27 protein-coding genes are annotated in these 25527 nt (G+C 75.5%); 12 read left to right on the top strand and 15 right to left on the bottom strand.

Going from position 1 to position 25527, the window contains the following annotated elements; all coding sequences use genetic code 11:
* The first annotated feature begins 13 nt into the window (after positions 1 to 13).
* The 5 genes from KPL60_RS06915 to alc are packed head-to-tail and all read left to right on the top strand — an operon-like array spanning position 14 to position 5619.
* The gene (locus KPL60_RS06915; protein ID WP_226365276.1) at positions 14 to 802 is read left to right on the top strand and encodes a hydroxypyruvate isomerase family protein; all 789 of its coding nucleotides are present in this window, start codon (positions 14 to 16) and stop codon (positions 800 to 802) included.
* Positions 799 to 1680: an NAD(P)-dependent oxidoreductase gene (locus tag KPL60_RS06920; protein WP_255655332.1), complete on the top strand. Its 882-nt coding sequence runs from the start codon at positions 799 to 801 to the stop codon at positions 1678 to 1680. Before KPL60_RS06915 ends, KPL60_RS06920 begins: the two co-directional genes overlap by 4 nt.
* Positions 1677 to 3467: a glyoxylate carboligase gene (gene gcl, locus KPL60_RS06925; RefSeq protein ID WP_226365277.1), complete on the top strand. Its 1791-nt coding sequence runs from the start codon at positions 1677 to 1679 to the stop codon at positions 3465 to 3467. Before KPL60_RS06920 ends, gcl begins: the two co-directional genes overlap by 4 nt.
* Positions 3464 to 4630, top strand: coding sequence for a glycerate kinase (locus tag KPL60_RS06930; protein WP_226365278.1), 1167 nt, complete (start codon positions 3464 to 3466; stop codon positions 4628 to 4630). Before gcl ends, KPL60_RS06930 begins: the two co-directional genes overlap by 4 nt.
* The gene (gene alc, locus KPL60_RS06935; RefSeq protein ID WP_100877899.1) at positions 4627 to 5619 is read left to right on the top strand and encodes an allantoicase; all 993 of its coding nucleotides are present in this window, start codon (positions 4627 to 4629) and stop codon (positions 5617 to 5619) included. Before KPL60_RS06930 ends, alc begins: the two co-directional genes overlap by 4 nt.
* Before the next feature lie 20 nt (positions 5620 to 5639).
* On the opposite strand, the gene KPL60_RS34245 is transcribed toward alc, so the two are convergent.
* From KPL60_RS34245 to KPL60_RS06955, 4 genes are all read right to left on the bottom strand, one after another.
* Positions 5640 to 6095 (bottom strand): sodium-independent anion transporter, encoded by a 456-nt coding sequence (locus tag KPL60_RS34245; RefSeq protein ID WP_226356938.1) that lies wholly within the window; start codon positions 6093 to 6095, stop codon positions 5640 to 5642.
* Between the two features lie 350 nt (positions 6096 to 6445).
* Positions 6446 to 6886, bottom strand: coding sequence for a hypothetical protein (locus tag KPL60_RS06945; RefSeq protein ID WP_226356937.1), 441 nt, complete (start codon positions 6884 to 6886; stop codon positions 6446 to 6448).
* Positions 6883 to 7083, bottom strand: a complete 201-nt coding sequence (locus KPL60_RS06950) for a hypothetical protein (protein ID WP_226356936.1) — start codon at positions 7081 to 7083, stop codon at positions 6883 to 6885. Before KPL60_RS06950 ends, KPL60_RS06945 begins: the two co-directional genes overlap by 4 nt.
* 182 nt (positions 7084 to 7265) lie before the next feature.
* Positions 7266 to 8165, bottom strand: coding sequence for an oxaloacetate decarboxylase (locus tag KPL60_RS06955; RefSeq protein ID WP_100877903.1), 900 nt, complete (start codon positions 8163 to 8165; stop codon positions 7266 to 7268).
* A gap of 138 nt (positions 8166 to 8303) precedes the next feature.
* Here KPL60_RS06955 and KPL60_RS06960 point away from each other — a divergent pair, with 138 nt between their 5' ends.
* The 7 genes from KPL60_RS06960 to KPL60_RS06990 all read left to right on the top strand — a co-directional run bounded on the left by KPL60_RS06960 (position 8304) and on the right by KPL60_RS06990 (position 15333).
* A complete protein-coding gene (locus KPL60_RS06960; protein WP_226356934.1) occupies positions 8304 to 8960 on the top strand; it encodes a GntR family transcriptional regulator in 657 nt (218 codons plus the stop codon).
* Complete coding sequence (locus tag KPL60_RS06965) at positions 8957 to 9598, top strand: isochorismatase family protein (protein ID WP_226365279.1); 642 nt, start codon at positions 8957 to 8959, stop codon at positions 9596 to 9598. The genes KPL60_RS06960 and KPL60_RS06965 overlap by 4 nt, the downstream gene beginning before the upstream one ends.
* Positions 9599 to 10678: an LLM class flavin-dependent oxidoreductase gene (locus KPL60_RS06970; protein WP_226356932.1), complete on the top strand. Its 1080-nt coding sequence runs from the start codon at positions 9599 to 9601 to the stop codon at positions 10676 to 10678. It abuts the gene before it with no gap.
* Between the two features lie 76 nt (positions 10679 to 10754).
* The gene (locus KPL60_RS06975) at positions 10755 to 11702 is read left to right on the top strand and encodes an acyl-CoA desaturase (protein WP_374228608.1); all 948 of its coding nucleotides are present in this window, start codon (positions 10755 to 10757) and stop codon (positions 11700 to 11702) included.
* Positions 11703 to 11869: 167 nt separating this feature from the next.
* Positions 11870 to 13840 carry an MFS transporter gene (locus KPL60_RS06980; RefSeq protein WP_226365280.1) on the top strand — a complete coding sequence of 657 codons (1971 nt, stop codon included), beginning with the start codon at positions 11870 to 11872 and terminating at the stop codon, positions 13838 to 13840.
* A complete protein-coding gene (locus KPL60_RS06985; protein WP_226356930.1) occupies positions 13833 to 14459 on the top strand; it encodes a TetR/AcrR family transcriptional regulator in 627 nt (208 codons plus the stop codon). Before KPL60_RS06980 ends, KPL60_RS06985 begins: the two co-directional genes overlap by 8 nt.
* Before the next feature lie 31 nt (positions 14460 to 14490).
* The gene (locus KPL60_RS06990) at positions 14491 to 15333 is read left to right on the top strand and encodes an alpha/beta fold hydrolase (protein ID WP_226365281.1); all 843 of its coding nucleotides are present in this window, start codon (positions 14491 to 14493) and stop codon (positions 15331 to 15333) included.
* Between the two features lie 26 nt (positions 15334 to 15359).
* Here the strand turns inward: KPL60_RS06990 and KPL60_RS06995 are convergent, their stop codons facing one another.
* The 11 genes from KPL60_RS06995 to KPL60_RS07045 form a co-directional block, all read right to left on the bottom strand.
* The gene (locus KPL60_RS06995) at positions 15360 to 16214 is read right to left on the bottom strand and encodes an ABC transporter permease (protein WP_083474056.1); all 855 of its coding nucleotides are present in this window, start codon (positions 16212 to 16214) and stop codon (positions 15360 to 15362) included.
* Between the two features lie 4 nt (positions 16215 to 16218).
* A complete protein-coding gene (locus tag KPL60_RS07000) occupies positions 16219 to 17067 on the bottom strand; it encodes an ABC transporter ATP-binding protein (RefSeq protein ID WP_226356928.1) in 849 nt (282 codons plus the stop codon).
* A gap of 47 nt (positions 17068 to 17114) precedes the next feature.
* The gene (locus KPL60_RS07005) at positions 17115 to 18143 is read right to left on the bottom strand and encodes an ABC transporter substrate-binding protein (protein ID WP_226356927.1); all 1029 of its coding nucleotides are present in this window, start codon (positions 18141 to 18143) and stop codon (positions 17115 to 17117) included.
* Positions 18140 to 19255 (bottom strand): amidohydrolase family protein, encoded by a 1116-nt coding sequence (locus tag KPL60_RS07010; protein ID WP_226365282.1) that lies wholly within the window; start codon positions 19253 to 19255, stop codon positions 18140 to 18142. Before KPL60_RS07010 ends, KPL60_RS07005 begins: the two co-directional genes overlap by 4 nt.
* A complete protein-coding gene (locus KPL60_RS07015; protein ID WP_226365283.1) occupies positions 19252 to 20388 on the bottom strand; it encodes an amidohydrolase family protein in 1137 nt (378 codons plus the stop codon). Before KPL60_RS07015 ends, KPL60_RS07010 begins: the two co-directional genes overlap by 4 nt.
* A complete protein-coding gene (locus KPL60_RS07020) occupies positions 20385 to 20825 on the bottom strand; it encodes a Rieske (2Fe-2S) protein (RefSeq protein ID WP_226356924.1) in 441 nt (146 codons plus the stop codon). The genes KPL60_RS07015 and KPL60_RS07020 overlap by 4 nt, the downstream gene beginning before the upstream one ends.
* Entirely contained in the window at positions 20822 to 21274 is a 453-nt protein-coding gene (locus KPL60_RS07025) for an aconitase X swivel domain-containing protein (protein ID WP_226356923.1), read from the bottom strand. The genes KPL60_RS07020 and KPL60_RS07025 overlap by 4 nt, the downstream gene beginning before the upstream one ends.
* Positions 21271 to 22551, bottom strand: coding sequence for an aconitase X catalytic domain-containing protein (locus KPL60_RS07030; RefSeq protein WP_226365284.1), 1281 nt, complete (start codon positions 22549 to 22551; stop codon positions 21271 to 21273). Before KPL60_RS07030 ends, KPL60_RS07025 begins: the two co-directional genes overlap by 4 nt.
* A 48-nt stretch (positions 22552 to 22599) precedes the next feature.
* The gene (locus tag KPL60_RS07035; RefSeq protein ID WP_226365285.1) at positions 22600 to 23907 is read right to left on the bottom strand and encodes an FAD-dependent oxidoreductase; all 1308 of its coding nucleotides are present in this window, start codon (positions 23905 to 23907) and stop codon (positions 22600 to 22602) included.
* 85 nt (positions 23908 to 23992) lie between these two features.
* Positions 23993 to 24943, bottom strand: coding sequence for a LysR family transcriptional regulator (locus KPL60_RS07040; RefSeq protein ID WP_226356920.1), 951 nt, complete (start codon positions 24941 to 24943; stop codon positions 23993 to 23995).
* Positions 24940 to 25524: a dienelactone hydrolase family protein gene (locus KPL60_RS07045; RefSeq protein WP_226365286.1), complete on the bottom strand. Its 585-nt coding sequence runs from the start codon at positions 25522 to 25524 to the stop codon at positions 24940 to 24942. The genes KPL60_RS07040 and KPL60_RS07045 overlap by 4 nt, the downstream gene beginning before the upstream one ends.
* Between the last annotated feature and the right edge of the window lie 3 nt (positions 25525 to 25527).

The raw sequence follows: 25527 nt of genomic DNA on the forward strand, positions 1-25527 counted from the left end.
GGAGGCCCCTGAAGTGCGCTACACCGTCAACTGCTCCATCGTGTTCCCCGACCTGCCGCTGCTCGACCGGCCCGCGGCCGCCGCGGCGGCCGGCTTCGACGCCGTCGAGTTCTGGTGGCCGTTCGCGGACTCCGTGCCCGGCGACCACGAGGTCGACGCCTTCGTCACCGCCGTCGCCGACGCCGGCGTCACCCTCACCGGGCTCAACTTCACCGCGGGCGACATGCCCGCCGGCGAGCGCGGCATCCTGTCCGACCCGGCCCGCGCGAGCGAGTTCGCCGACAACGTCGCCGTGGCCGTCGGCATCGGCGAGCGGCTCGGCACGCTCGGCTTCAACGCCCTGTACGGCAACCGGAGCGACGACCTGGACCCGCGCGTCCAGGACGAGACCGCCGTCCGCAGCCTCGCACTGGCCGCCGACGCGGCCGCCCGCATCGGCGCGGTCGCGCTGCTCGAACCGGTCAGCGGCGTCGACGCCTACCCCCTGAGGACCGCCGACGACGCCGTCGCCGTGCTCGACCGGGTCGGGTCGCCGCACCTGCGGCTGCTGCTCGACGTCTACCACCTCGCCGTGAACGGCGACGACCCCGCGGCCGCGATCGACCGCCACGCCGACCGGATCGGCCACGTCCAGATCGCCGACGCCCCCGGCCGCGGCGAACCCGGCACCGGGGACCTGCCGATCGCCGACCTGCTCGCCCGGGTCGTCGCCGCCGGCTACGACGGCCCGGTCAGCCTCGAGTACAAGCCCGTCACCGCCGACCCGTTCGGCTGGCTGACCAGGGAAGGAGCCCCCGCATGAGCACCATCGCCTTCGTCGGCCTCGGGATCATGGGCGGCCCGATGGCCCGCCACCTCGTGAAGGCCGGGCACGACGTCGTCGGCCACAACCGGAGCCCGGAGAAGGCCGAGGCCCTCGCCGCCGACGGCGGCCGGGCCGCCGCGACGGTCACCGAGGCGGTGACCGGCGCCGACGTGGTCGCCCTGATGCTGCCCGACTCCCCCGACGTCGTCGACGTCTGCACCCGCGACGGCGGCGTGTTCGACACCGCGGAGCCGGGCACCCTGGTGGTCGACTTCTCCACGATCCGCCCCGACGTCGCCCGCGACCTCGCCGCCCGCGCGGCCGAACGCGGCCTGCGGATGCTCGACGCCCCGGTCTCCGGCGGCCAGGCGGGCGCCGAGAACGCCGCCCTGTCGATCATGGTCGGCGGGGAGGAGGCCGACGTGGCCGCCGCCCGCCCGCTGCTCGACGTCGTCGGTGCGACCGTCGTGCACGTCGGCCCGTCCGGGGCCGGGCAGACCGTCAAGGCCGCGAACCAGCTGATCGTCGCCGGGAACATCGCCCTGCTCGCCGAGGCGATCGAGTTCCTGCGTGCGCACGGCGCCGACCTCGACGCCGCCGCCCGTGTGCTCGGCGGCGGGCTCGCCGGCTCGAAGGTCCTCGACCAGAAGACCCCGAAGATGCTGGCCGGGGACTACGCCCCCGGCTTCCGGATCGACCTGCACCACAAGGACATGGGCATCGTCGCCGACTCCGCGCGCGAGGCCGGGGTGGTCGCCCCGGTGACCGCGCTCGTCGCCCAGCTCGTCGCCGCCACCCGGGCCGCCGGCGACGGCGGCCTCGACCACTCCGCCCTGCACCGCACCGTCCGCCGCCTGAACGGGGAGTCGTCATGACCCGGATGACCGCGGCCGAGGCCGCCGTCCGCATCCTGGAGGCCGAGGGCGCCACGCAGGCGTTCGGCGTCCCGGGTGCGGCGATCAACCCCTTCTACGCCGCGATGCGCGCCCGCGGCACGATCGGCCACGTCCTGGCCCGCCACGTCGAGGGCGCCTCGCACATGGCCGAGGGCTTCACCCGCTCCGGTCCGGGCAACATCGGCGTCTGCATCGGCACCTCCGGCCCGGCGGGCACCGACATGGTGACCGGGCTGTACTCGGCGTCGGCGGACTCGATCCCGATCCTGGCGATCACCGGGCAGGCGCCGGTCGCACGGCTGCACAAGGAGGACTTCCAGGCCGTCGACATCGCGGCCATCGCGGCACCGGTCACCAAGATGGCGATGACCGTGCGCGAGGCCGCGCAGGTGCCGGGCGCGTTCGCCCAGGCGTTCCACCTCATGCGGTCCGGCCGGCCCGGTCCCGTGCTGATCGACCTGCCGATCGACGTGCAGCAGACCGTCATCGACTTCGACCCCGACACCTACGCCCCGCTGCCGGTGCACCGCCCCGCGATGACCGGCCCGCAGGCGTCGCGGGTGCTGGACCTGCTCGCCGAGGGCGAGCGGCCGCTGATCGTCGCGGGCGGCGGGATCGTCAACGCCGACGCCTCCGCCGAGCTCGTCGAGCTCGCCGAGATCCTCGGCGTCCCGGTCGTGCCGACCTTGATGGGCTGGGGCACGATCCCCGACGACCACCCGCTCGCCGCGGGGATGGTCGGGCTGCAGACCGCGCACCGCTACGGCAACGCCACCTTCCTGGCCTCCGACGTCGTCGTCGGGATCGGGAACCGCTGGGCGAACCGGCACACCGGTGGGCTGGACACCTACCGGCGCGGGCGCCGGTTCGTGCACGTCGACATCGAGCCCACCCAGATCGGGCGGGTCTTCGCCCCCGACTACGGCGTGGTCTCCGACGCCGGGGCCGCCCTGCGCGCCCTGCTGGCCGAGGCCCGCCGCCGCCGCGACGCCGGGACCCTGCCGGACCGCGGCGCGTGGGCGGAGTCGTGCCGCGAGCGGAAGGCGACGCTGCTGCGGCGCACCGACTTCCCGCACGTCCCGATCAAGCCGCAGCGGGTGTACCAGGAGATGAACCGGGTCTTCGGCCCGGAGACCCGCTACGTGACGACGATCGGGCTGTCCCAGATCGCGGCCGGCCAGTTCCTGCACGTCTACCGGCCCCGGCACTGGGTCAACTGCGGCCAGGCCGGACCGCTCGGCTGGACCATCCCGGCCGCGCTGGGCGCCGTCGTCGCCGACCCGTCGACCCCGGTCGTCGCGCTCTCGGGCGACTACGACTTCCAGTTCATGCTGGAGGAGCTCGCGGTCGGCGCCCAGTTCGGGCTGCCCTACGTCCACGTCGTGGTCAACAACTCCTACCTGGGACTGATCCGGCAGGCGCAGCGCGCGTTCGACATGGACTTCCAGGTCTCCCTGGCCTTCGACAACATGCACGCCGACGAGGAGCTGACCGGGCTGCCCAAGGGCTACGGCGTCGACCACGTCCGCGTCGCGGAGGGGCTGGGCTGCGTGGGGCTGCGGGTCACCGAGCCCGACGAGATCGCCACGACCCTGCGCCGGGCGTCGCAGCTGGCCTCGGAGCACAAGGTGCCGGTCGTGGTCGAGGTGGTGCTGGAGCGGGTCACGAACATCGCGATGGGCACCGAGATCGACGCCGTCACCGAGTTCGAGGACCTCGCCGAGGCCCCCGCCGACGCCCCGACCGCGCTGGCCCACCGCCGGTGAACGCGATCCTGCTGGCCCCGGACAAGTTCAAGGGCTCGCTGGACGCCGCCGCCGTCGCCGCCGCGCTCGCGGCCGGGATCGCCGACGCCGACCCGGGCCGTCCGGTACGCCGCTGCCCGGTCGCCGACGGCGGCGAGGGCACCGTCGCCGCGGCGCTCGCCGCCGGGTGGGAGCCGGTCACGACCACCGCGACCGGCCCCACCGGGGCTCCGCTGACGGCCGTCTGGGCCCGCGACGGCGTGTCCGCGCTGGTGGAGCTGGCCTCGACGGCCGGGCTCGCGGTCCTGCCCGGCGGGGTGCGCGACCCGGGCGGCGCGGGCACCGAGGGGCTCGGCACCGTGCTGGCCGCGGTGCTCGACGCCGGGTGCACCGACGTCGTCGTCGGGCTCGGGGGCAGTGCCACCACCGACGGCGGAGCCGGGCTGCTGCGCGGGCTCGGCGCCCGGGTCCTGGACGCCGGCGGCGCCGAGGTCGGGCGGGGCGGCGCGGCGCTGGCCCGGGCCGACCGGCTCGACCTGGCCGGGCTGCACCCGCGGCTGCGGGACCCGGCCGTGCGGGTCCGGCTCGCCGCCGACGTCGACAACCCGCTGCTCGGCCCGCACGGCGCCGCGGCCGTCTACGGCCCGCAGAAGGGCGCCGACACCTCCGGGGTCGCCGCGCTCGACGACGCGCTGGCCCGCTGGGTGCGGGTGCTCGCCGCCGCCACCGGCACCGACGCCGACGCGCTCGCCGCGGCACCCGGCGCCGGGGCCGCGGGCGGGGCGGGGCTCGCGCTGACCGCCGTCTGCGGGGCGCGTGTCGCACCCGGCGTCGGTACCGTCCTGGAGCTGACCGGCTTCGACGACGAGCTGGCCGGCGCCGGTCTCGTCGTCACCGGGGAGGGCAGGCTGGACGCCCAGACCCTGCACGGCAAGGCCCCGGCCGGGGTCGCCGCCGCCGCCCGCGCGGCCGGGACGCCGGTCGTCGCCGTCGCCGGGCAGGTGACCCTCGGCCCGGCCGCACTGCGGGCCGCGGGTTTCGTCGCGACCTACGCCCTGACCGACACCGCCCTCGACCACCGCGACGCGGTCGACCGCGCCGCCGAGCTGCTGCGGCTGCTCGGCGCCCGGATCGCCACCGACCACCCGTCCCCCACCCGCCCGATGATCAGGAGCAGACCGTGACCGACCCCTCGCTCATCGACCTGGCCTCCCGCGCGCTCGGCGGCTCGGTCGTCGCCGCGAACGACGAGTTCTTCGCCCAGCGCGAGAACCTCATCACCGCCGCCCCGCCCCGCTTCGACCCCGACGAGTTCGGTCTCAAAGGCAAGGTCTACGACGGCTGGGAGACCCGTCGCCGCCGCGAGCCCGGCCACGACTGGGCGCTGGTCCGCCTGGGTGCGCCGGGGGTGGTGGACCACGTCGTCGTCGACACCTCCTGGTTCAGGGGCAACTACCCGCCGGAGATCGCCGTCGAGGCGACCGCCGTCGACGGCCACCCCTCCCCCGACGAGCTGGAGAAGGCGCCCTGGCACGAGATCGTGCCGCGCTCGGCGTGCGCCGGGCACACCGCGAACGTCTACCCGGTGACCGACACCCGCCGGGCCACCCACCTGCGGCTGATCATGCACCCGGACGGCGGGATCGCCCGGTTCCGGGTCCTCGGCCGGGTGCTGCCCGACCCGCGGTTCCTCGAGGGCACCGTGGACCTGCTCGCGGCGGAGAACGGCGGGCACGTCACCGGCTGCTCCGACGAGTTCTACTCCTCCCCCGGCAACCTGCTGCTGCCCGGGAAGGCGCGGCACATGGGCGAGGGCTGGGAGAACGCGCGGCGCCGCGACGGCGGCAACGACTGGGTCGAGTTCGCGCTCGCCGCGGGCGGGGTCCCGCGGCACGTGGAGGTCGACACGACCTGGTTCGTCGGGAACGCGCCGGGCTGGGTCTCGGTCAGCACCCGCGACGAACGCACCGGCGGGTCGTGGACGGTGCTGCGCGACCGCGAGCGGGTGCAGCCCGACACCCGGCACCGGTTCCTGCTGCCCGGCGCCGCACCGGCCACCCACCTGCGTCTGGACGTGTTCCCCGACGGCGGGCTGTCCCGGCTGCGGTGCTGGGGCGAGCTCGACGAGGACGGCGCGGCCGCGGTGCGCCGCGCCCTCGACGCGGCGGGCTGACGGCCCCGGGCCGGCCGGGGTCAGGTACCGGAGGCGACCGGCCGGCCACCGGCGCGGTCGTCGCCGGCCCGGCGCGGTCCGGGCACGGTCCCGGCAGCACCGGCGCGGGCCGCGGTCAGCGTCCGGACGGCGACCTCGGCGGAAGGGAAGGCGCTGCAGCGCTGCAGGACCTGGCGGGCGCGCAGCGGCAGCAGCTCCGCCCGGCCGCCGCACCCGGCCAGGTGCAGACGCACGCCGTCGGCACGCGAGCGGGCGACGACCGCGCCGAGCCGCTCGGTGGCGGGCCCGTCGAAGGCGTTGACCCCGGAGAGGTCGACGACGACGTGCCCCGGGGTCCGGCCGCACCGCGCCTGGGCGTCGAGCATCCGCGCCAGCGCCTCCACTCCCGGACGATCCAGCCGCCCGGACACCCGGACCAGCCGCACCCCCGGTCCCGCCGTCTCGACCGCCAGCCCGATCGCCGTCTGCCCCGCCACGTCCGCCTCCTCGCCGCGCCGGGCCCGCCCGGGACCGGACACACCCGGCCTTCCCGGTGCTCGGCGGTCTACACGCGCACGGACGGCTTGATCGATACCGTCGCCCGGTTCGGGGAAACCGGACCAATCCGGCCGCATCGCGTGATATACATCACCTCGCGTGAGCAGCCGGTCTCCCCCGGCACGCACCCGCCTCGTCGCGGGCCACGCACCCCGAGGACCCACCACCCGTCGCTGGGGAGCGGACGGGTGGTCGCCCCGGCCGGGGCCGGCGGATTCGGGACCGCCGACCCCGGCCGACTCGGCCCCACCCACCACCGTCCGGGGCGGTCGCACGACCCCGTCGGAGGTCAGGCCGGGCGGTGTCCCGGCGCGGGTGCGGGCCTGCCGTGGGCACGCGGCAGGCGCGGCGGCACACCGGCCCGCTCGGCGGGGTGCAGCCGGTCGGCGCCGATCGCGGGCCGGACCGGGGCCGGGCGCAGCCGGCCCCGCGCCGCGGCCGTGAGCACCTCGACGACGGCCTCGAACGACGGGTACCGCCCATCGGGCAGCGGGAGGAGCTGCTGGCGGACCACGCCGCTCACCCCCCACGCCTCGGCCTCGGCGAGGACCTGCCAGCGGTGGGCGGGCCAGCGCAGACCGGCCAGCACGCGTCCGAGGTTCTCGCGCAGCCGGTCCAGGTCGCCCGGCGACACCGGCAGCGGGTCGACCGGCGACAGCACGGTCCGGGCGGCCGGCACCGGCGCGGCGACCGGGCGCAGCGCGCGTCCCGGTACGGGGGGTGCGCTCACGCGGCCCACCCCCTCTCCAGCTCGGGCTGCTGCGCCCCGCTGCACGCCGGGTCACCGTCGAGGTGCCGGTAGGAGAAGGTGGGCCTCTCCAGCGGGGTCGCGGGGTCGGAGTGCCGGAAGATCCGACAGACCGAGCCGTCCGCGACCGACGACCAGCATCGTTCGCAGATGCGGAGCCGGGGAGTGTTCTGCTGCACGATCCACCGCCTGGGGCGATTCCGGGACCCTGCCTGCCTGACCCGTTCCGGTCGACGTCCGCAGGTCAGCAAGGTCATCTCTGCTGAGTGTGGTGGACGACATATCGACCCGCCACTCCTGGCCGTGTATTACCAACCCTTCCGTAGAGGGACGTTCGCGGCGCGAGGCGGCCGGGAACTGTTCACTCCCCCTCCGCGCGGTAGCGCTGCTCCAGCTCGCGGACCTCCCCGATCCCGGCGAGCTCGGCGAACGCGTCGAGGCCGCCGAGCCGGTCGATCAGCGACGCCGGGGTGCCCTCGGCCCGCAGCCGCTCCAGGAGCTCCCGCATCCCGGCCGTCGCCGCGAGCAGGGTGCCCACCGGGAACAGGACCAGGGCGAACCCGAGCTCGGCGAGCCGGTCGCGCGACAGCGGCGGGGTGCGGCCGCCCTCGGCCCAGTTGAACACCAGCCGGTGCCCGGCCAGCGCGGTCGCGACGGTCTCGATGTCGCGCTCGGACGTCGGCGCCTCCACGAACAGCAGGTCGGCGCCGGCGTCGGCGAACCGGCGGGCCCGGTCGATCGCCGCGTCCAGCCCGTCGACGGCGGCGGCGTCGGTCCGCGCGATCACCAGCAGGTCCGGGTCGGTGCGGGCGTCGACGGCGGCCCGCACCTTCGCGGCCATCTCCGCGGCGGGCACCACCTGCTTGCCCGCGAGGTGCCCGCACCGCTTGGGCATGACCTGGTCCTCCAGGTGCAGCGCGGCGACCCCGGCCCGTTCGTAGTCGCGGACGGTGCGGATGACGTTGAGCGGGTTGCCGTAGCCGGTGTCCGCGTCGGCGATCAGCGGGAGGTCGACGGCGTCGGCCAGCCTGCCCGCGTGCGCGGCCATCTCCGCTCCCCCGAGCAGGCCGACGTCGGGCCGGCCGAGCAGCCCGGCCGTCGTCCCGAACCCGGTCATGTAGACGACGTCGAACCCGGCCTGCTCGACCAGCCGCGCGGACAGCGCGTCGTAGGCGCCGGGGGCGAGCACCGGGGTGCCGGCGTCGAGCAGGGCACGCAGGCGCGCCCGGCGGTTCCCGGGTCGGCTGAGGAGGTCGGCCACGGCGGAGTCCCTTCGTCGAGCTGGATTGTGTACACGCATCGCCCACTCTGCCCGTCATCCGGACGTAACAACAGGTGGAGCCTTGTGCGTGACCGGCGGCACTCGTAGGTTGCATACATTCCGACGCCGGAGGTGACGATGGTCGACACGACTCCCCGGCGCGCCTCCGAGCGCGCCCAGGCCGCGCTGCGCGAGGAGATCCTCACCGGCGCGCTGGCCGCGGGCGCCCACCTGGGCGAGGTCGAGCTCGCCGACCGGCTCGGGGTGTCGCGCACCCCGGTCCGCGAGGCGCTGTCCCGGCTCGCCGCGGAGGGGCTGGTCGAGCTGCACCCGCACCGCGGTGCGCGGGTCGCCACGTTCTCCGAGGCCGACCTCGACGACATCTTCGGCGTCCGCACCGCGCTGGAGCCGCGGGCCACCGCGCTGGCCGCCGCCCGCGCCACCGCCGCCGACCTCGACCAGCTCGACGACCTCGCCGGCCGCATGCTCGCCGTCGGCGGCCCCGGCCCTGGGCAGGACCTCGACGCCCTGGTCGCCCTGAACCGGCGGTTCCACGCCCGGCTGCTCGAGATCGCCGACACCCCCGCGCTCGCCTCCGCGCTGGCCGGCGTGGTGCACGCACCGGTCGTGCTGCGCACCTTCCACACCTACGACGCGGCGTCGCTGGCCCGCAGCCTCGCCCACCACGCCGAGATCGTCGCCGCACTGCGCGCCGGGGACGGCGCCTGGGCCGCCGCGGTGATGGTCAGCCACATCGCCAACGCCCGCGCCGTGATGACCGGGGACCGCCGGTGACCGGCGCCGGGGCGGGACCGCACGGTGCGCCGTTCTCGGGCCGGGTCGGCTGGGGCGCGGCACCGGCCGTCGTCGTGGTGGACCTCGTGGCCGCCTACACCGAGCCGGACGGGCCCTTCTTCCTCGGGGACGCCGCCACCGCGGAGCGGGTCACCGGCGGCTGCGACGCCGTGGTCGCCGCGGCCCGCGCGGGCGGGCACCCGGTCGTCTGGACCGTCGTGCGCTACGCCGCCGATCTCGCCGACGCCGGGTTCTTCGCCGCGAAGGTGCCCACACTGTCCTGCTTCGCCGAGGGCGCCCCCGGGGACTGGGGCCGGCTCGTCCTCGACCCGGCGCCGGGCGAGACGCTGCTGGCCAAGCAGCACGCGTCCGCCTTCGCCGGGACCTCGCTCGCCGCGACGCTGCGGGCCCGCGGGGTCGACACCGTCGTCGTCACGGGGGTGTCGACGTCGGGCTGCGTCCGCGCCACCGCCACCGATGCGCTCGCCGCCGGGTTCCGCCCGGTCGTCGTCGCCGACGCCTGCGCCGACCGCGACGCCGGCGTCCACACCCGCAACCTCGCCGACCTCGACGCCAAGTACGCCGACGTCGCCGACCTGCCCAGCACCGTCACACAGCTGTCCACCCCGGAGGTCTGAGTGCACTACGGCGTCTTCATCCCGAACGCGACCAACGGCTACATCCTGTCCACCGGCAGCCCGCAGTACCGGCCGAGCTTCGCCCACAACGTGGCGATCACCCAGGAGGCCGAGCGCCAGGGCCTCGACTTCGTGCTCTCGATGATGAAGCACCGCGGGTCGGGCGGGCCGAGCGACTTCTGGGGCGAGTGCCTGGAGTCGTTCACCCTGTTCGGCGGGCTCGCCGCGGTGACCGAGCGGATCGGGCTCTACCCGTCGGTGACCACCCTGGCCACCCACCCGATCATGGCCGCCCGGATGGTCGCGACGATCGACGAGATCTCCGGCGGGCGCTGCGGGCTCAACATCGTCACCGGCTGGAACAAGCCCGAGTACACGCAGATGGGGCTGTGGCCCGGCGACGAGTACTTCGAGCGCCGCTACGCCTACGCCGCCGAGTACGTCCGGGCGCTGCGGGCGCTGTGGAGCGAGGGGACCGCGACCTTCTCCGGCGAGTTCTTCTCCTTCGACGACGCCGACATGCGTCCCAAGCCGCTGCACACCCCGACGATCGTCTGCGCGGGCCAGTCGCCGGCGGGCCAGGCGTTCACCGCCGAGCACGGCGACCGGAACTTCATCATGGCCGAGCGCTCGAAGGTCGGGGACATCGCCGCCGGGGTGCGCCGGCTCGGCGACGAGGCGGGCCGCGACGTCGGCACCTACGCGCTGTACTGCATCATCGCCGAGGAGACCGACGACGAGGCCGACCGGCTGTGCGCGCACATCGTCGAGAACGCCGACCTCGAGGCCATCAGCTACATGACCACCGGGGCGTCGCTGGACACCAACCCGGACGGCACCTCGGCCCAGCTGCTGGCCTCGCTGGAGCGTCCCGCGTCGGAGGGGAACATGGCGTTCCTGTCCCTGCCGGTGGTGAAGGGTTCCTACGAGCGGGTCGCGGCCCAGCTCGACGAGATCGCCGCGACCACCGGCATCGACGGGGCGCTGCTCACCTGGCCCGACTTCGTCGACGGCGTCACCAAGTTCGGCGAGCGCGTGAAGCCGCTGCTGCGGGAGGCGGCCCAGCCCGCCACGGCCTGAGGAGTCCCCACTCACGGTGCGTGAGGGGGGTTGTCCCCACTGTCCGTTCTGGTGCGAGCCGGAACCATCGGAGGGTGTGACCGACACCCGGCCCGCGCCGCGCTCCGACTTCTCCGACCGGCTCCGGCATCCCGTTCCGCACCTGTTCGTCTACGCGTTCGCGATCGTCCCGGCGATCGCGCTCGTCGCCGCGGTCCCCCTCGCGTGGGGCTGGGGCCTGACCTGGCTCGACGCCGGCCTCGCACTCGGCCTGTACGTCGTGTCCATGCTGGGGGTGACCGTCGGTTTCCACCGCTACTTCACCCACGGCTCGTTCACCGCGAACCGGCCCCTGAGGATCGCGCTCGCCGTCGCGGGCAGCCTCGCCGTGCAGGGGCCGGTCCGGCACTGGGTGGCCGACCACCGCCGTCACCACGCCTACGCCGACGCCGAGGGCGACCCGCACTCGCCGTGGCGCTACGGCACCTCCCCCGCCGCGCTGGTCCGCGGCTTCTGGCACGCCCACATGGGCTGGATCTTCGACCGGTCGCTGACCGACCAGCGCCGCTTCGCCCCGGACCTGCTCGCCGACCCCGACATCGACCGGGTCCACCGCGGCTTCACCGTCCTGACGATCCTGTCCGTGTTCGGCCCCGGCGTCGTCGGCGGCCTGGTGACCTGGTCCTGGTGGGGCGCGTTCACCGCGTTCTTCTGGGCCGGGCTGGTCCGGGTCGCGGTGTCGCACCACGTCGCGTGGTCGACCAACTCGATCTGCCACCTCGTCGGTGAGCGGCCGTACAAGGCCCGGGACCGCTCCACCAACGTCTGGCTGCTCGCCATCCCCAGCATGGGCGAGTCCTGGCACAACCTGCACCACGCCGACCCCACCTCGGCCCGGCACGGCGTCGGCCGCGGCGAGATCGACATCTCGGCCGGCACGATCCGGCTGTTCGAGCGGCTCGGCTGGGCGTGGAACGTCCGCTGGCCCACCGAGAAGCGCCTGGCCAGGCTGGCCGTCCACCCGGAGGGCACCGCCGCGGCCTGAGCGCCGGGCCGTCCGGGCCCGCACGCGGCGCAGGCGACGCCCCGCCACCGGCCCCCGCCGGTCGCGGGGCGTCGTCGCGCGGACGGGCCGGCGCAACCGTGCAGACTGTGCGCGGACGCACGTCCGGCAAAGTTGCACAGCCTGCATCTTTGGGCCAGACTCGTTGCGTGACGTCAACTACCCGCCCCGTGCGCACCCCCGAGGAGGCCGCGGCCCACCGCCGCGACGTACTGCTCCCCCTGACCGGCCTCCTGATGGCGCTGTTCGTCGGCGTGCTGTCCAGCACGATCGTGTCGAACGCGCTGCCCCGGATCCTGGGCGACCTCGGCGGGACCCAGGCCGAGTACACGTGGGTGGTCTCGGCGTCACTGCTGGCGATGACGGCCTCGACCCCGATCTGGGGCAAGCTCGCCGACCTCTACTCCAAGAAGCTGCTGGTCCAGGCCGCGATCGGGATCTTCCTGGTCGGCTCGCTGCTCTGCGGGCTGGCGGTCTCCACCGGGCAGCTCATCGGCTTCCGGGTGCTGCAGGGCCTCGGCATGGGTGGGCTGCAGGCGCTGACCCAGGTCGTGATCGCGGCGATCATCACCCCGCGCGAGCGCGGCCGCTACATGGGCTACCTCTCGGGGATCATGTCGATCGCCGTCGTCGGCGGTCCGCTGCTCGGCGGCATCATCGTCGACTCGCCGCTGGGCTGGCGCTGGTGCTTCTTCGTCGGCGTCCCGCTGGCCGCGCTCTCGCTGCTCGTGCTGCAGCGCACCCTGAACGTCCCCACCCCCGTGCGCGCCGACGGTGAGCGCCCCAGCATCGACTACCTGGGCGCCACCCTCATCGCCGCCGCGGTGTCGGCCCTGCTGCTGTGGACCTCGCTGGCCGGCAAGCAGTTCGGCTGGGCCTCGCCGACCTCGTTCGGCCTGATCGGTGCCGGCCTGGTGCTGCTGGTGGGCGCGATCGTCGTCGAGCGACGGGCCAAGGACCCGGTCGTGCCGCCGTTCCTGTTCCGCGACCGCACCGTCGTGCTCGCCACCGTCGCGAGCCTGTTCGTCGGCGTCGCGATGTTCGGCTCCACCATCTTCCTGTCCCAGTACTTCCAGCTCGCCCGGGGCGCCAGCGCCACCGAGGCCGGGCTGCTCACGCTGCCGATGATCGTCGGCATGTTCGGCGCGTCGAACGTGGCCGGCCAGCTGATCACCCGCACCGGCGTCTGGAAGCGCTATCTCGTCGGCGGCGCGGTCTCGCTGACCGCGGGCCTGTCGCTCGGGGCGGCGGTCATCTCCTCGACCGCGCCGTACTGGCTGGTCGCGGTCGCGATGGCACTGGTCGGCATCGGCGTCGGCACCACCCAGCAGAACCTAGTGCTCGCCGTGCAGAACACCGTCGCGCTGCGGCACATGGGCGCCGCGAGCTCCACGGTGACGTTCTTCCGCTCGCTCGGCGGCTCGGCCGGCGTCGCGGGGCTGGGCGCGCTGCTCGCCTCCGTGGTCGGGTCCCGGACCGCGGCCGGGCTGGCCGACGCCGGTGTCGACGGCGGGGCGGCCGTCGGCGGCGGGCAGGTGCCGCACCTGGCCGACCTGCCCGAGCCGGTGCGCTCGATCGTCATGGAGTCCTACGGCCACGCCACCTCGATGATCTTCCTGGTGGCCGCGCCGCTGGCCTTCCTGGCCCTGCTGGCGATCCTGGCCCTGCGCGAGGTCCCGCTGCGCGACACCCTCGACATCGAGAAGCCCGCCGACCCCGCGGCCGGTGCCTCGGCCACCACCCCGGCCCCGCCGACCGGTCCGACCGGTCCGGTGCTGCACGGGTTCGTGCGGGCCGACGGCGCCCCGGCGGGCGGTGCCGTGCTGACCGTCCTCGACGGCACCGGCGACGAGGTCGGCCGCACCCGCGCCGACGCCGACGGGCACTACCGCATCTGCGTCGCCACCGGCATCGTGTCCACCGTGTACCGCTGGGAGGGACGTCCCGCCGCGCACCGGGTGAGGGTCGGCGCGGACGGGCTGCGGCTCGACGTCGACCTGCCGGCCGGCGCACCCGCCGACGGCACGACACGCACCGCCGGCGGGCATCCGGGCCGGCACGAGCTCGTCTCGGTCATCGAGGCGCCCGAGCGCGAGCGGACGGGGGCCGACCGTGGCTGAGCAGGCCGCCCCCGGGCGTCGCGAGCGCAAGAAGGCCGCCACCCGGGCCGCGCTCGCCGGCGCCGCGCTGCGGCTGTGCAGCGCCCACGGCCCGGACGCGGTGACCGTCGAGCAGATCGCCGACGCCGCCGACGTCGCGCCCCGCACCTTCTTCAACTACTTCACCTCGAAGGAGGAGGCGGTCGTCGCGGGCAACGCGTCGTCGGCGGACACCCTGCTGACCGCGTTCGCCGCCCGCCCCGACGACGAGCCGGTCGCCGAGTCGCTGCGGCACGCGCTGCGTGCCGTGGTCACCGACCCCTGCTACCTCGACCGGGTGCAGGCGCTCCGGGCGCTGCGGGAGCACCCGACGATCGTCGCGCACCAGATGGCCGCGTTCGCCGCGCAGGAGCGGGCGCTGGCCGACGCCGTCGTCGCCCGGACCGGGTCCGACCCGGCCCGCGACCTCTACCCGACCCTGGCCGCGGCCGCCGCGGTGACCGGGCTGCGCGTCGCGGTGCAGCACTGGCTGGGTGACCACGGCACGGACCCGCGCTCGCCGTCGCTGACCCAGCTGGTGGACGAGGCCATGGCCGTGTTCGACGCCGGCCTGCGCGCCCTGGCGGGGGCCCCGGCCTGACCCGGCGGGCGGCCGGGAGAGGATCACCGGCGTGCCCGTCACCACCGTCCTGGACCGCCCGGCCCCGGCACCGCTGGAGCTGACCCTGCACCCGGTGCCCGACCCCGGTGCACCCGTGCTGCTGGTCGTGCCCGCGATGGGGATGCGGGCGTCGTTCTACACCCCGCTGCTGAGGGCGCTGGCCGACGCCGGCGTCGCCGCCGCGGTCACCGAGCTGCGCGGGCACCAGGCCCGCCCCGCTCCCCCGCCCGGGCGCCGCAACGACTTCGGCTACGACGACCTCGTCGGCGACCTCGCCGCCGCCGTCGAGGCGGTGCACACCGAGCGGCCCTGCGCGCCGGTGTTCGTCGTCGGGCACAGCCTCGGCGGGCACCTCGCCGCGGCCCACGCCGCGCGGCACCCCGACCGCGTCGACGGTGTCGCCCTGGTCGGGTCGGGCAGCGTCGACTGGCGGGTCTGGGGGCCCGCGCACCTGCTGCGGACCCAGGCCGTCGTGGCCGCGGCGATGCTGATCGGGCACTTCCCGGGCGACCGGGTCGGCTTCGCCGGGCGGGAGGCCCGCGGGCAGATGCGCGACTGGGGCCGGTGGGCCCGCACCGGGCGGCTCGCGTTCGGCACGCCGCGGATCGACCACACCCCGTCGATCGCCGCGGTGCACCTGCCGGTCCTCGGGATCGGGTTCGAGCGCGACGGGCTCGCCCCGCCCGCCTCGGTCGACGCGCTGCTGGACATGTTCGGCGCGGCGACCCTGCGCCGCCACCACCTCGACGTGCCCGCGGCGCGCCCGCACTTCGGGTGGGCGCGCGAGCCGGGGGCGCTCGACGTCGTCGTGCCGGTGCTGACCGGCTGGGCCCGCGACGCCGCCGGGGCGTGACCCCGGCGGAGTGCGGGCGCTGCGGCTCAGACCCCGGTGTTCACCGACTCGTGCCACGGGATGACCAGGCGTTTCGCGGTGGTCACCATCAGGTAGAGCAGTGACCCCAGCACCGCGAGCAGCACGATCACCGCGAACAGGCGTGGCGCGTCGAGGGCGTTGAGGCTCGACACCACCAGGTAGCCGAGCCCGGCGCTGCCGCCGAGGTACTCACCGACGATCGCGCCGATCACCGAGAACACGATCGCGACCTCGGCGCCGGCGAACACGTAGGGCAGGGTCGCGGGCAGCTCCAGGTTCCGGAACGTCGCCCAGCGCGAGGCGCCCAGCCCGGTCATGACGTCGCGGTGCCCGCGCTCGACCGAGCGCACCCCCAGCATCACGTTGAGCATGATCGGGAAGAACGCGAGCAGCCCGGCCATGATGATCTTCGAGGTGGGGCCGAAGCCGAACCAGATGACGAAGATCGGCACGAACGCCACCTTGGGCACGACCTGCAGCGCGACCAGGGCGGGCTGCACCGCGCGGCGCAGCCATTCGATCCGCCCGAGCAGCGCGCCGACGCAGACACCGGCGACGAGCGCGGCGCCGAACCCGACGAGGACCTCCAGCAGCGTCACGCCGATGTGGCCCCAGATCGCCGGGTCGGCCAGCAGCTCCCCCAGCGCGCCGACGACGGCGGCCGGTGCGGGCAGGATGAACTCCGAGACCCCGACCACCGAGACGGTGAACTGCCAGGCCCCCACGAGCAGCAGCAGGAGCACCGGCCCGGAGATCCACGGCAGGCGCCGCAGCCAGGGCGACTCCTTCTCGGGGCCGCCGGGGTCGGTGACGGGGGTGGCGGGGTCGGTCGCCGGAGCGGGCCGTTCGGTCGTGGTCATCGGTTCAGTCCTCCCGGTCCAGCTCGGTGCGCAGCCCGGCGACCAGCGCGCCGAACTCCGGTGTCGTCTCGGTCGCGGCGGACCGCGGCCGGGGCAGGTCGATCGTGGTGATCGACCGGATGCGTCCCGGGCGCGGGGTCAGCAGCACGACCCGGTCGGCCAGGAACACCGCCTCGGGGATCGAGTGGGTGACGAACACGACGGTGGCGCCGGAGACCGCGTGGATCTGCTGCAGCTCCAGGTTCATCCGGTCGCGGGTCAGGGCGTCCAGCGCGCCGAACGGCTCGTCCATCAGCAGCACCGACGGGTCGCAGGCCAGGGCGCGGGCGATCGCGGCCCGCTGGCGCATGCCGCCGGAGAGCTCCCGCGGGTAGGAGTCCTCGAACCCGCCGAGCCCGACGGTGGCGCACAGCTCGGCGGCCCGGGCGCGGCGCTCGGCACGCGGCACCCCCCGCAGCTTGAGCGGCAGCGCGACGTTGTCGGTGATCGTGAACCACGGGAACAGGTTCGCCTCCTGGAACACCAGGCCGAACTCGGCGAAGACCGCGTCGTCACGACGGCCGGCGGCCCACGCGGGCCGTCCGCCCGCCTCGACCAGTCCCGCGGACGGGGCGAGCAGGCCGGACAGGATCCGCAGCAGCGTCGTCTTGCCGCAGCCCGAGCGCCCGACCAGCGAGACGAACTCGCCGCGGGCGACGTCCAGGTCGATCCCGGACAGTGCGCGCACCTCCCCCCGCCGGGTCGGGTACACCTTGTCCACACCGGACACCCGCAGGCCGACCGCGCCTCCGGTCGGGGCCGCGTGCGCCCCGGGACGGGTCGCCGTCGCCTGGGTCGCTGTCTCCTGGGTCATGCTCGTCTCCTGCTCCGGTGCCGAGGACCGTCGTGTCGTCGGGGTGCTCATCGGGCGCCCTCCGTGCCGTTGAGGCCGGCGTCGAGCCACTGCGCCGGGTCCAGACCGGCGGGGACCTGACCGACCGAGGACACCTCGTCGTAGGTGGCCTGCCAGCGCTGCGGGGAGATGCCGGTCGGGCCCTGGCCCGCGGCGTAGCCGTCGACGTAGGCGGCGAGCGCGGCGCGGGCGACCTCGGGCCGGTCCAGCGCCGAGACCTGGTACTTCGAGCCGATGAGCTGCATCGTCTCGGCGAAGCCGTTCGCCTCGTCGGCGGTGATGAACGCGGTGGCGTCGGCGATCGCCGCGAGGTAGCGGCGCAGCTTGTCCTGCTCCTGCGGGTCGGTGGCGGTGGCCTTCGAGGTGGCGTAGATCTGCGACCCGGCCGAGATGGCGTCGTTGGGGTCGTAGACGACGGCCTCGGGCCGGGTCGCCTGCAGCAGCATCGCGGTGTCGAGCGAGACGATGAACGCGTCGACGCGGCCGGTGTTCACCAGGTCGAACACGCCGGGGCTGAGCCCGACGACCTGGCGGCGCAGCTCGGCGGGGGCGATCCCGGCCGACCCGGCGACGAGGTCGAGGGTGATCGAGCTGGTGCCGCCCTCCGACGGCGTCCCGACCAGCTTGCCGCGCAGCTGCGCGGCGTCGGTGACCGGCGCCCGCTGCGAGGAGACCAGGCGCAGCGGCCCGTTGTGCACCACACCGCCGATCGCGACCAGCGGTGCGCCGCGCTCGCCCGCGGCGACCATCGTCTCGATGTCGCCGATCCGGGAGATCTCCGCGGACCCGGCGAGCAGGGTCTGGATGGCCGGCGCCGAGCCCTGGGTGGCCTCGAAGGTCACGTCGAGACCGTGGGCGGCGAAGAAGCCCTTGGTGTCGGCGATCATCTCGGCGGCGTAGCCGAGCGACTCCATCGGGAGGATGTTGAGGAAGGTGATCCGGTCGCGGCCGTCCTGGCCGCCGCCCGCGCCGCATCCGGCGAGGACGAGGCAGGCGGCGAGCAGGACCGCGGCGAGCCGGGTCGTCGTGCGGGTCATCGGGGGACCTCCGGTGCGTGCTGGGCCGACGCGGGCGACGGTGCCGATGCGCCGACGGTGTGGCTGCCGCGGTACCACGCGGCGGCGTTGTGGTGGGTGACCGCGGCGCGGGCGGCGGGGTCGAGGGTGGCGAGGAGTCGGGCCGCGCCGTCGCCGTGGCGGTGCGGGTGGTCGCCGGAGTACAGCAGCAGCTCCGGGGCTCCCAGGACGTCCAGGGCGTCGCGCAGCTCCCCGGGGTCGCGCGGCAGGTGGACCGGCGCGGTGGTGAACCGGACCTGCTCGCGGACGTACTGCGACGGCATCCGGTCCACCCACGGCACCTCGCGGCGGATGCCGCGCCACTCCTTGTCCAGCCGCCACAGCAGCGGCGGCAGCCAGGACGAGCCGCACTCGGCGACGGTCACCCGCAGCCCCGGCAGCGCGCCGAGGGCACCCTCGGCGACCAGCGACACCAGCTGGGACTGGGCGACCTGCCCGTGGGACAGGTAGTCCTGCAGGTAGGTGTGGGTGAACCCGGTCGTGGTCGGGGCGCTGCCGACCCGGCCCCAGGCGTGCAGGGTGACGACCAGCCCGGCCGCGGCGGCCGTGGCGAGGACCGGCCGGAACACCGGGTGGCCCCAGCGCAGGTCGTGCCCGCGCACCGGGAGCAGCACCTGCACGAAGCGCGGGTCGTCCGCCCAGTGCTCGATCTCGGCGACGGCCGCGGCCGGGTCGCCGAGCGGCACCGCGACCGAGCCGCGGGCGCGGGGCTCGTGGTCGAGGAACCGCTGCGCGGTCCAGGTGTTCACCGCCCGGCACAGGGCGGCCTCGAAGGCGTGGTTGCGGCTGACGTCGAACGCGGTGGTGCAGGTCAGGACCGCCGTACCGATCCGGTCGCCCCCGGGTGCGGGCGCGTCGAGGACCGCGGCACGCAGGGCCGCGACGTCGTGCGGGGCGAGCCCGTCGACCATCGCGGGCGGGTAGGCACCCCCCTGGACGGGGTCGGCGCGCAGGGCGGCGCCCGCCGCGTAGTCGCGCCAGTACGGGCTCAGCAGCCCCGCGAGGTCGGCGAACGAGGCCGGCGCGACGTGGGTGTCGGCGTCGAAGAACTCCTCGGGCTGATCGGCGCTCATGCGTCGCTCCCGGGCAGGGTCAGGCCGTAGAGGCGGGCGGCGTTGGCGGCCGCCATCGGCCGGCGCAGCGCCGCGGGCAGCACCCGCAGCGCGGTGATCGGGTCGTCGAAGTCCCAGTGCGGGTAGTCGGAGGAGAACATGATCCGGTCGGTCATCCCGGTCTGCTCCCAGGTCGTCGCCAGGTGTGCGGGCACCGGCGGCTCGTCGATCGGCTGGGTGGTGAACCACACCCGCTCGCGCACGATCTCCGACGGCGGGCGGGTCAGCCACGGGACGTCGTCGCGGCACAGCTCCCAGGCGTCGTCGAGCCCCCAGAGCAGCGACGGCAGCCAGGACACCCCGCCCTCGACGAGCACGAACTGCAGGTCCGGCACCGCCTCGAGGACGCCGCCGGCGACCAGCCCGGTCAGCGCGACGGCCACGGCGTTGCCGTACCACGCGTGCTGCTCCAGGTAGAACGACGGCCAGCCGTCGCCGCGGTGGCCCTCGGTGCCGCCGAGGTGGATCGCCACCGGCAGCCCGTGCGCGGCGGCCGCGGCGTAGATCGGCCGGTACTTGGCGTCCGACCAGGGCAGGAACGTACCGCTGGGGAACAGGACCTGCACGAACCGCGGGTCCGCGGCCCGGCGCTCGATCTCGGCGACGGCCTCGGCCGGCGACTCGTGCGGGATGCAGATGCTGGCCCGCAGCCGCGGCTCGGGGTCGAGCCAGTCGGTGACCAGCACGTCGTTGTACGCACGGCACAGCGCGGCCGCGAACGCGGGCTCCTCGGCGCCCGCGGTGTGGCCCTGCATCGGGATGAGCACCCCGGCGACGACGTCGTAGGGGTCGAGCAGCTGGCTGCGCATCAGGTCCAGGTCACTGCCCGGGGGCCGGACGGCGCTGCCGGGCGGGCCGGCCTCGGGGTGGGAGTCGCGGCGCATGCCGCCGTGCCGGACCCGGGGGTAGACCGCGGGCGGCGGCGCGCCGCGCAGCCCGAAGCGCAGGAACCGTCGCCGCCAGGGCTCGGGCAGCGCGGCCGCGAGCCGGTCGGCGGTGACTACCGGGTGGATGTCGGCGTCGACGATCGGGGTCCGGGCGCGACGCCGGGCCGGGGCCCGGGTGGTGGCCGCGGTGGAGTCGATGGTGGTCATGACGTCTCCTCGGTCGCGGGGCGACGGCCGGTGTCGACGACCACCCAGCGGTCCTCGACGGTCACCTCGAAGGTCTCGGCGGTGTACGGGCCGGGTGTCATGCCCGGCGGGCCCGGCTCGACCGACGCCGGGAGGCTGCGGGCGGGCGCGTCGCCGGGCTGGTAGGAGCGGCCGGTGCGCACGTCGTACTCCCAGCCGTGCCAGGGGCAGGCGACGAGCACGTGGCCCTCGTCGAGCCGCACGTCCGAGGGACCGGTCGCCACCGGGGCCCCGGCGACGGAGCCGCGGCACAGCGGGCCGCCCTGGTGCGGGCAGTGGTCGGCGAGGGCGTAGTAGTCGTCGCCGACCCGGAAGACGCCGATCGAGCGGGTGCCGACCCGCACCACGCGGTGCTCGCCGGGGGCGAGCTCGTCGGCGGGCAGCACGGCGAGCCTCACGTCCCCTCCCCCGCCCGGTGCTCGCCCGCCCGCGCGAGGAGCTCGACGGTGCCCGCGGTGGCGTCGAGCCGGATGCGGTCACCGGTGCGCAGCACCTGCACCGGGTCGGCGTCGAGGTCGGCCAGTGCGGGGACGCGGGTGACGACGGCGCCGAGCGCGGCCTTCGTCGTGGTGACCGTGAAGACCATCCCGAGCGGGGCGGTGCCGAGCAGCCGGGTGCTCTGGAAGAACGCCGACCAGCCCGAGGACCCCTTGGCGCCGGGGAACACGAGGATCTTCCCGGTGAAGCAGACGCCCTGCAGGGCGTGCCGGGCCTCGACGATCGTGCCGGTCGCCGGGTCGATGCCGCCCCAGCCGGAGATCGTCTCGGGCGACACCAGCGCCTCGCCGGTGACCACGCCGGGCACCACGGTCCGTCCGCGCAGGACGGTCCCGACCGTCGCGGTCATCGCAGCTCACCCGACCAGCGGCCGGTGACCGCGGCCCGCACGCAGTCCTCGGTGGTGCCGAACCACGCCTCGATCCCGAGGATCGCGGGCAGGTAGTGGGCCTGCTTGGCGGAGTCGGTGGCGAAGACCCGGGTCCCGGGCGGGGCCAGGCGGGACATCGCCGGGCAGGAGTCGGTGAGGACCTTCGCGCCGGCGGCCTCGATGGTGGCGGTGTAGCCGCTGCGCTCGGCGACCGCGGCCAGCGCCCGCGGCGCCATGATCCACAGCGAGGTGCCGTCGTGCAGCCTGCGGCCGTCGAGGAGCCGGGCGACGTCGCGGATCTGGTCGAGCGAGGCGTGCGGGCAGCCGAGCAGGACGAAGTCGACGTCCGTACTGGTGCCCTGGTCGTTGAGCCGGGCGTAGGTGGCGGCCCGCTCGGCGGCGCCGTAGACGACCGCGTCGGCCGGGACGCCGCCGCCGAACGCGGCCTCGACGGTCGGCGCCTCCGGGGTGACCCCGGGGACGTGGTACATCTCGACCCCGCCGGAGGAGGCGGCCGCGGCGCCGAAGTGCTTGAGGTCGGTGAGGTCGGGCAGGGCGAGGTCGCCGGTGACGACCGGGCGTGCCTCCTGCACGACGTCGCCGGTGAAGTAGCCGAGCAGGCCCCAGTCGAGGAACCCGCCGACCGGGGTGTCGACCCGGACCAGGTGGGTGCCGCGCCGGTGTTCGTCGTGGTGGTTGCCCCAGCACGGGACGCGCCCGGTGAGGCCGGCCGCGCCGGTCGACGCGGTGCCCTCGCAGTTCGTGCGGGCCCCGAGCACCGAGTTGGCGTAGACGACCGCGGAGGACTCCATCCAGGCGCAGTGCTCGCCGCGGACCGGGAGGTTCCCGACCTGGTACGGCGTGCAGGTGGCGAGGATGGAGACGCCGCGTCGGCCGTAGAAGGTCTCGGCGTCGGCCTGCAGCTCGACGAACTCGGCCGGGTAGGGCGCGACGGCGGCCGCGTCGGCGCCGAAGCCCTGCTGGAGCTGGCAGGTGGGCACCGCCATCGGCGGGATCTCGTGGGTCTCGTCGCTGTCGAGGTTGATCACCGAGAAGGCGCGGTCCCAGCCGCCCTCGGCGACCAGGCGGGCCTTGAGCGGGGAGGGCTGGGTGGCGGTTCCGGCCACGTTGCGGACCGAGCAGAGCCGCTCGGCGTCCAGTGCCTCGGCGTAGCGGGTGAGCAGGTCCATCGCGGCGGCGACGGCGGGCCCCTCGGCCCCGTCGAGCATCCTGCGGTCGTCGTCGGTGAGTATCACGGGGCGCCTCCGGGCATCGTTGCCTGTCTCCTCGTGGTGGGGGTGGGGTCAGTCCTCGACGTTCTCCCGGATGCGGTCGGTGAGGGCGTCGGCGGGCACGTCGTGCAGGCTGCCCTGCGGTCCGGCGAGGTCGAGGGCGTGCGCGGCGGCGTGGCCCATCGCCGCGCACGGGCCCATGACGCGCACGCTGGACAGCGCGGCGGCGTCGCCGTCGATGCAGCGGCCGGCGGCGACCAGGTTCGACGCGGCGGGCGGCAGCATCGAGCGCAGCGGCACGTAGTGCAGGTGGTCGGCGTCGAAGGTCTCCCAGACGTAGCCGTCGGGGCTGTCGTGCAGCTCGATCGGCCAGGCGGTGCGGGCGACGGCGTCGTCGAAGCGGACCCCGGCGCGCACCTCCTCGACGGTGAGCTGGTGGGCGGCGGCGATCCAGCGGGTCTGGCGGCGGCCGGGCAGCCCGTAGGAGCGCACCGTGGCCTTGCCGAACACCTCGGGGAACTCCGCGCGCAGGAACTCGACGACCCGGTCGGCCTGGGCCTTGCCCTCCAGCTGGGCCTCGGCGGCGGCGATCGGGTCCAGCGGCGCCTCGATGTGGGTCATGTTGAGCACCGCGGTGTCGCGGCCGGGGAAGTAGAAGGCGAGGCCGTCGCGGCGGAGCAGGCCGTAGTCGCCCGCCTTGGCCGCGACCCGGTCGGCGAGCTCGGCGGGCGGCGGGGCGGCGCTGGCGTCGAGGTGCTCGACGACGAGCTGCTGGCTGCCGTAGATCTCCCGGTCGGGCAGCCGGCACTCCAGGCCCGCGGCCCAGGCGAGCGCGGCGTCGCCGCTGGCGTCGACGAACCCGGCCGCGGTGACGTCGACGGCGCCGTAGCGGGTGGCGAAGCGGGCGCCGAGGACGCGGTCGCCGTCGCGCTCGACGCCGGTGAGGGTGGCGTTGGTGAGCACCCGGATGCCGTGGGCGCGGACGGTGTCCTCGACCCAGCGGCCGAGGCGCACCTCGTCGTAGCCGACGGTGAGGGTGTGGCCGGTGCGGCGGAACAGGTCGCCGCCGGCCTCGAGGTCGGCGAACATCGAGTCGAACAGGCCGTGGGTCAGCTGCCGGAACTCGGGGCCGTTGCCGTAGACCCCGCAGAACAGCCCGATCAGCGAGTTGACCATCTGGCCGCCGAGGACGGGGGCGGCGTCGACGACGACGACGTCGCGGCCGAGGCGGGCGGACTCGACGGCGGCGGAGAGCCCGGCGATGCCGGAGCCGACGACGCAGACGTCGGCGGTCACCGCGTGCTCGGCCGGGTCGCCGGCGCGCAGGGGGGCGTCCCGGATCACGGTGTGGACCGGCAGGGGCGTCAGCGGGTGAGGCATGGCTCACACACTAGGAACGGCGCGCGCCGTCCCGGAAATAGAACGTTCGCCTGCCGGACCATCGACCGGACGAATAGTCGCAGCTCTACAGGGTGCCCGACAGCTCGACGATGAGCTCGCGGAGCCACCGGTGGGCCGGGTCCGGGTCGAGGTCGGTGTGCCACCAGAGGCGCTCGTGGATCGGTCCGGGATCGCCGGGGCAGGGCAGCACGACCAGCCCGAGACGGTCGGCGACCTGGCGGGCGAGCCGCTCCTGCAGCAGCGCGACGCGGTCGGTCCCGGCGACCAGGTAGGGCACCGACAGGTAGCTCTCGACCCGCACCTTGATGTCGGGCTCGACGCCGAGGCGGGCGAGCTGGCGGGTCATCGGCGCGGCCGCCGACATGCCGCGGTCCGGGGCGAACGGCACCACCCAGGGCATCGCGGCGAGCTCGTCGAGGTCCAGGGTCGGGTCCGGCCCGGCGGCGACCGGGTTGGCGGCGTCGACGACGCAGACCCAGCGGTCGTCGAACAGGGCGGTGGAGCGCAGCTCGGGGCGTTCGAAGCGGGCGGCGGGCGGGGCGATGAGGCCGTCGATGAGCCGGATCGTCTCGCCGATGTCGGCGGAGAACGACTCGCGGACCAGCCGCAGCCGCAGCTCGATGCCGGGGGCGCGCCGGGCCGCCGCCGCGGACAGCGCGGGCCCGAGCACGGCGACGGTGTAGTCGGCGACGAGCAGGGTGAACCCGCGCCGGGCGCTCGACGGGTCGAAGCCGTGGCCGGTGCCGAACAGCCGCTCGGCGGCCGAGCAGACGCCCTCGACCTGCTCGACGAGCTGGGCGGCGAGCGGGGTGAGGACGTAGCCGCCGGGGTGGCGGGACAGCAGGTCGTCGTCGAAGTGGCGGCGCAGCCGGGACAGGGCCGCGCTGGCGGCGGGCTGGGAGATGCCGATGCGGGCGGCGGCGCGGGTGACGTTGCGTTCGCGCAGCAGCTCGCGCAGCGAGACGAGCAGGTTGAGGTCGAGGTTGGCCAGCCGGACCGTGGGCGGGGTCGTCACGACCGGCCGCTCACGGCGGCGACGAAGGCGCGCACCCGTCGCTCCAGCAGCGCCGCGGCGGCCGGGACGTGGTCGGGGGTGCCCGGCTCGGCGAACAGGTGCCCGGCGCCCGGGTACAGGTGCAGCATCGCGCCGGGGACGGCGGCGACGAGCTCGCGCGCGGCGGCGTCGTCGCCGTCGCCGGTGAAGAACGGGTCGGCCGCACAGGCGTGCACCCGCACCGGGACCGTGGCGGGCCAGGCGCCGAACCAGGCCGCCGGGATGCAGGAGTGGCAGAGCACCGCGCCGGCGACACCGGGGCGGGTCTGCGCGATCCGCTGCGCGCCGAGCACCCCGAGTGAGAACCCGACGACGACCAGCGGGTCCGTCCCGGCGGGGACCGCGGCGTCGAAGCCGGCGGCCACGGCCTCGGGCCCGAGCGCGTCCGCGTACGCGACCCCGTCGGCGACCTCGGTGAAGGTGCGGCCGTCGAACAGGTCCGGCACGACGACGGTGTGCCCGTCGGCGGCCAGGGTCCCGGCGAAGGCGGTCACACCCGTGGTGCGGCCGAGGGCGTGGTGCAGGACGGCGACGGTGGTCACGGC

This window comes from Pseudonocardia sp. ICBG162 (assembly GCF_020496225.1).
Taxonomy (GTDB): Bacteria; Actinomycetota; Actinomycetes; order Mycobacteriales; family Pseudonocardiaceae; genus Pseudonocardia; species Pseudonocardia alni.

Excerpts from the sequence above, each read along its gene's own strand:
- KPL60_RS06920 (WP_255655332.1), top strand. The coding sequence starts at position 799 with ATGAGCACCATCGCCTTCGTCGGCCTCGGGATCATGGGCGGCCCGATG.
- gcl (WP_226365277.1), top strand. The coding sequence starts at position 1,677 with ATGACCCGGATGACCGCGGCCGAGGCCGCCGTCCGCATCCTGGAGGCC.
- KPL60_RS06960 (WP_226356934.1), top strand. The coding sequence starts at position 8,304 with ATGGTCGACACGACTCCCCGGCGCGCCTCCGAGCGCGCCCAGGCCGCG.
- KPL60_RS06995 (WP_083474056.1), bottom strand. The coding sequence starts at position 16,214 with ATGACCACGACCGAACGGCCCGCTCCGGCGACCGACCCCGCCACCCCC.
- KPL60_RS07000 (WP_226356928.1), bottom strand. The coding sequence starts at position 17,067 with ATGACCCAGGAGACAGCGACCCAGGCGACGGCGACCCGTCCCGGGGCG.
- KPL60_RS07005 (WP_226356927.1), bottom strand. The coding sequence starts at position 18,143 with ATGACCCGCACGACGACCCGGCTCGCCGCGGTCCTGCTCGCCGCCTGC.
- KPL60_RS07010 (WP_226365282.1), bottom strand. The coding sequence starts at position 19,255 with ATGAGCGCCGATCAGCCCGAGGAGTTCTTCGACGCCGACACCCACGTC.
- KPL60_RS07015 (WP_226365283.1), bottom strand. The coding sequence starts at position 20,388 with ATGACCACCATCGACTCCACCGCGGCCACCACCCGGGCCCCGGCCCGG.
- KPL60_RS07025 (WP_226356923.1), bottom strand. The coding sequence starts at position 21,274 with ATGACCGCGACGGTCGGGACCGTCCTGCGCGGACGGACCGTGGTGCCC.
- KPL60_RS07035 (WP_226365285.1), bottom strand. The coding sequence starts at position 23,907 with ATGCCTCACCCGCTGACGCCCCTGCCGGTCCACACCGTGATCCGGGAC.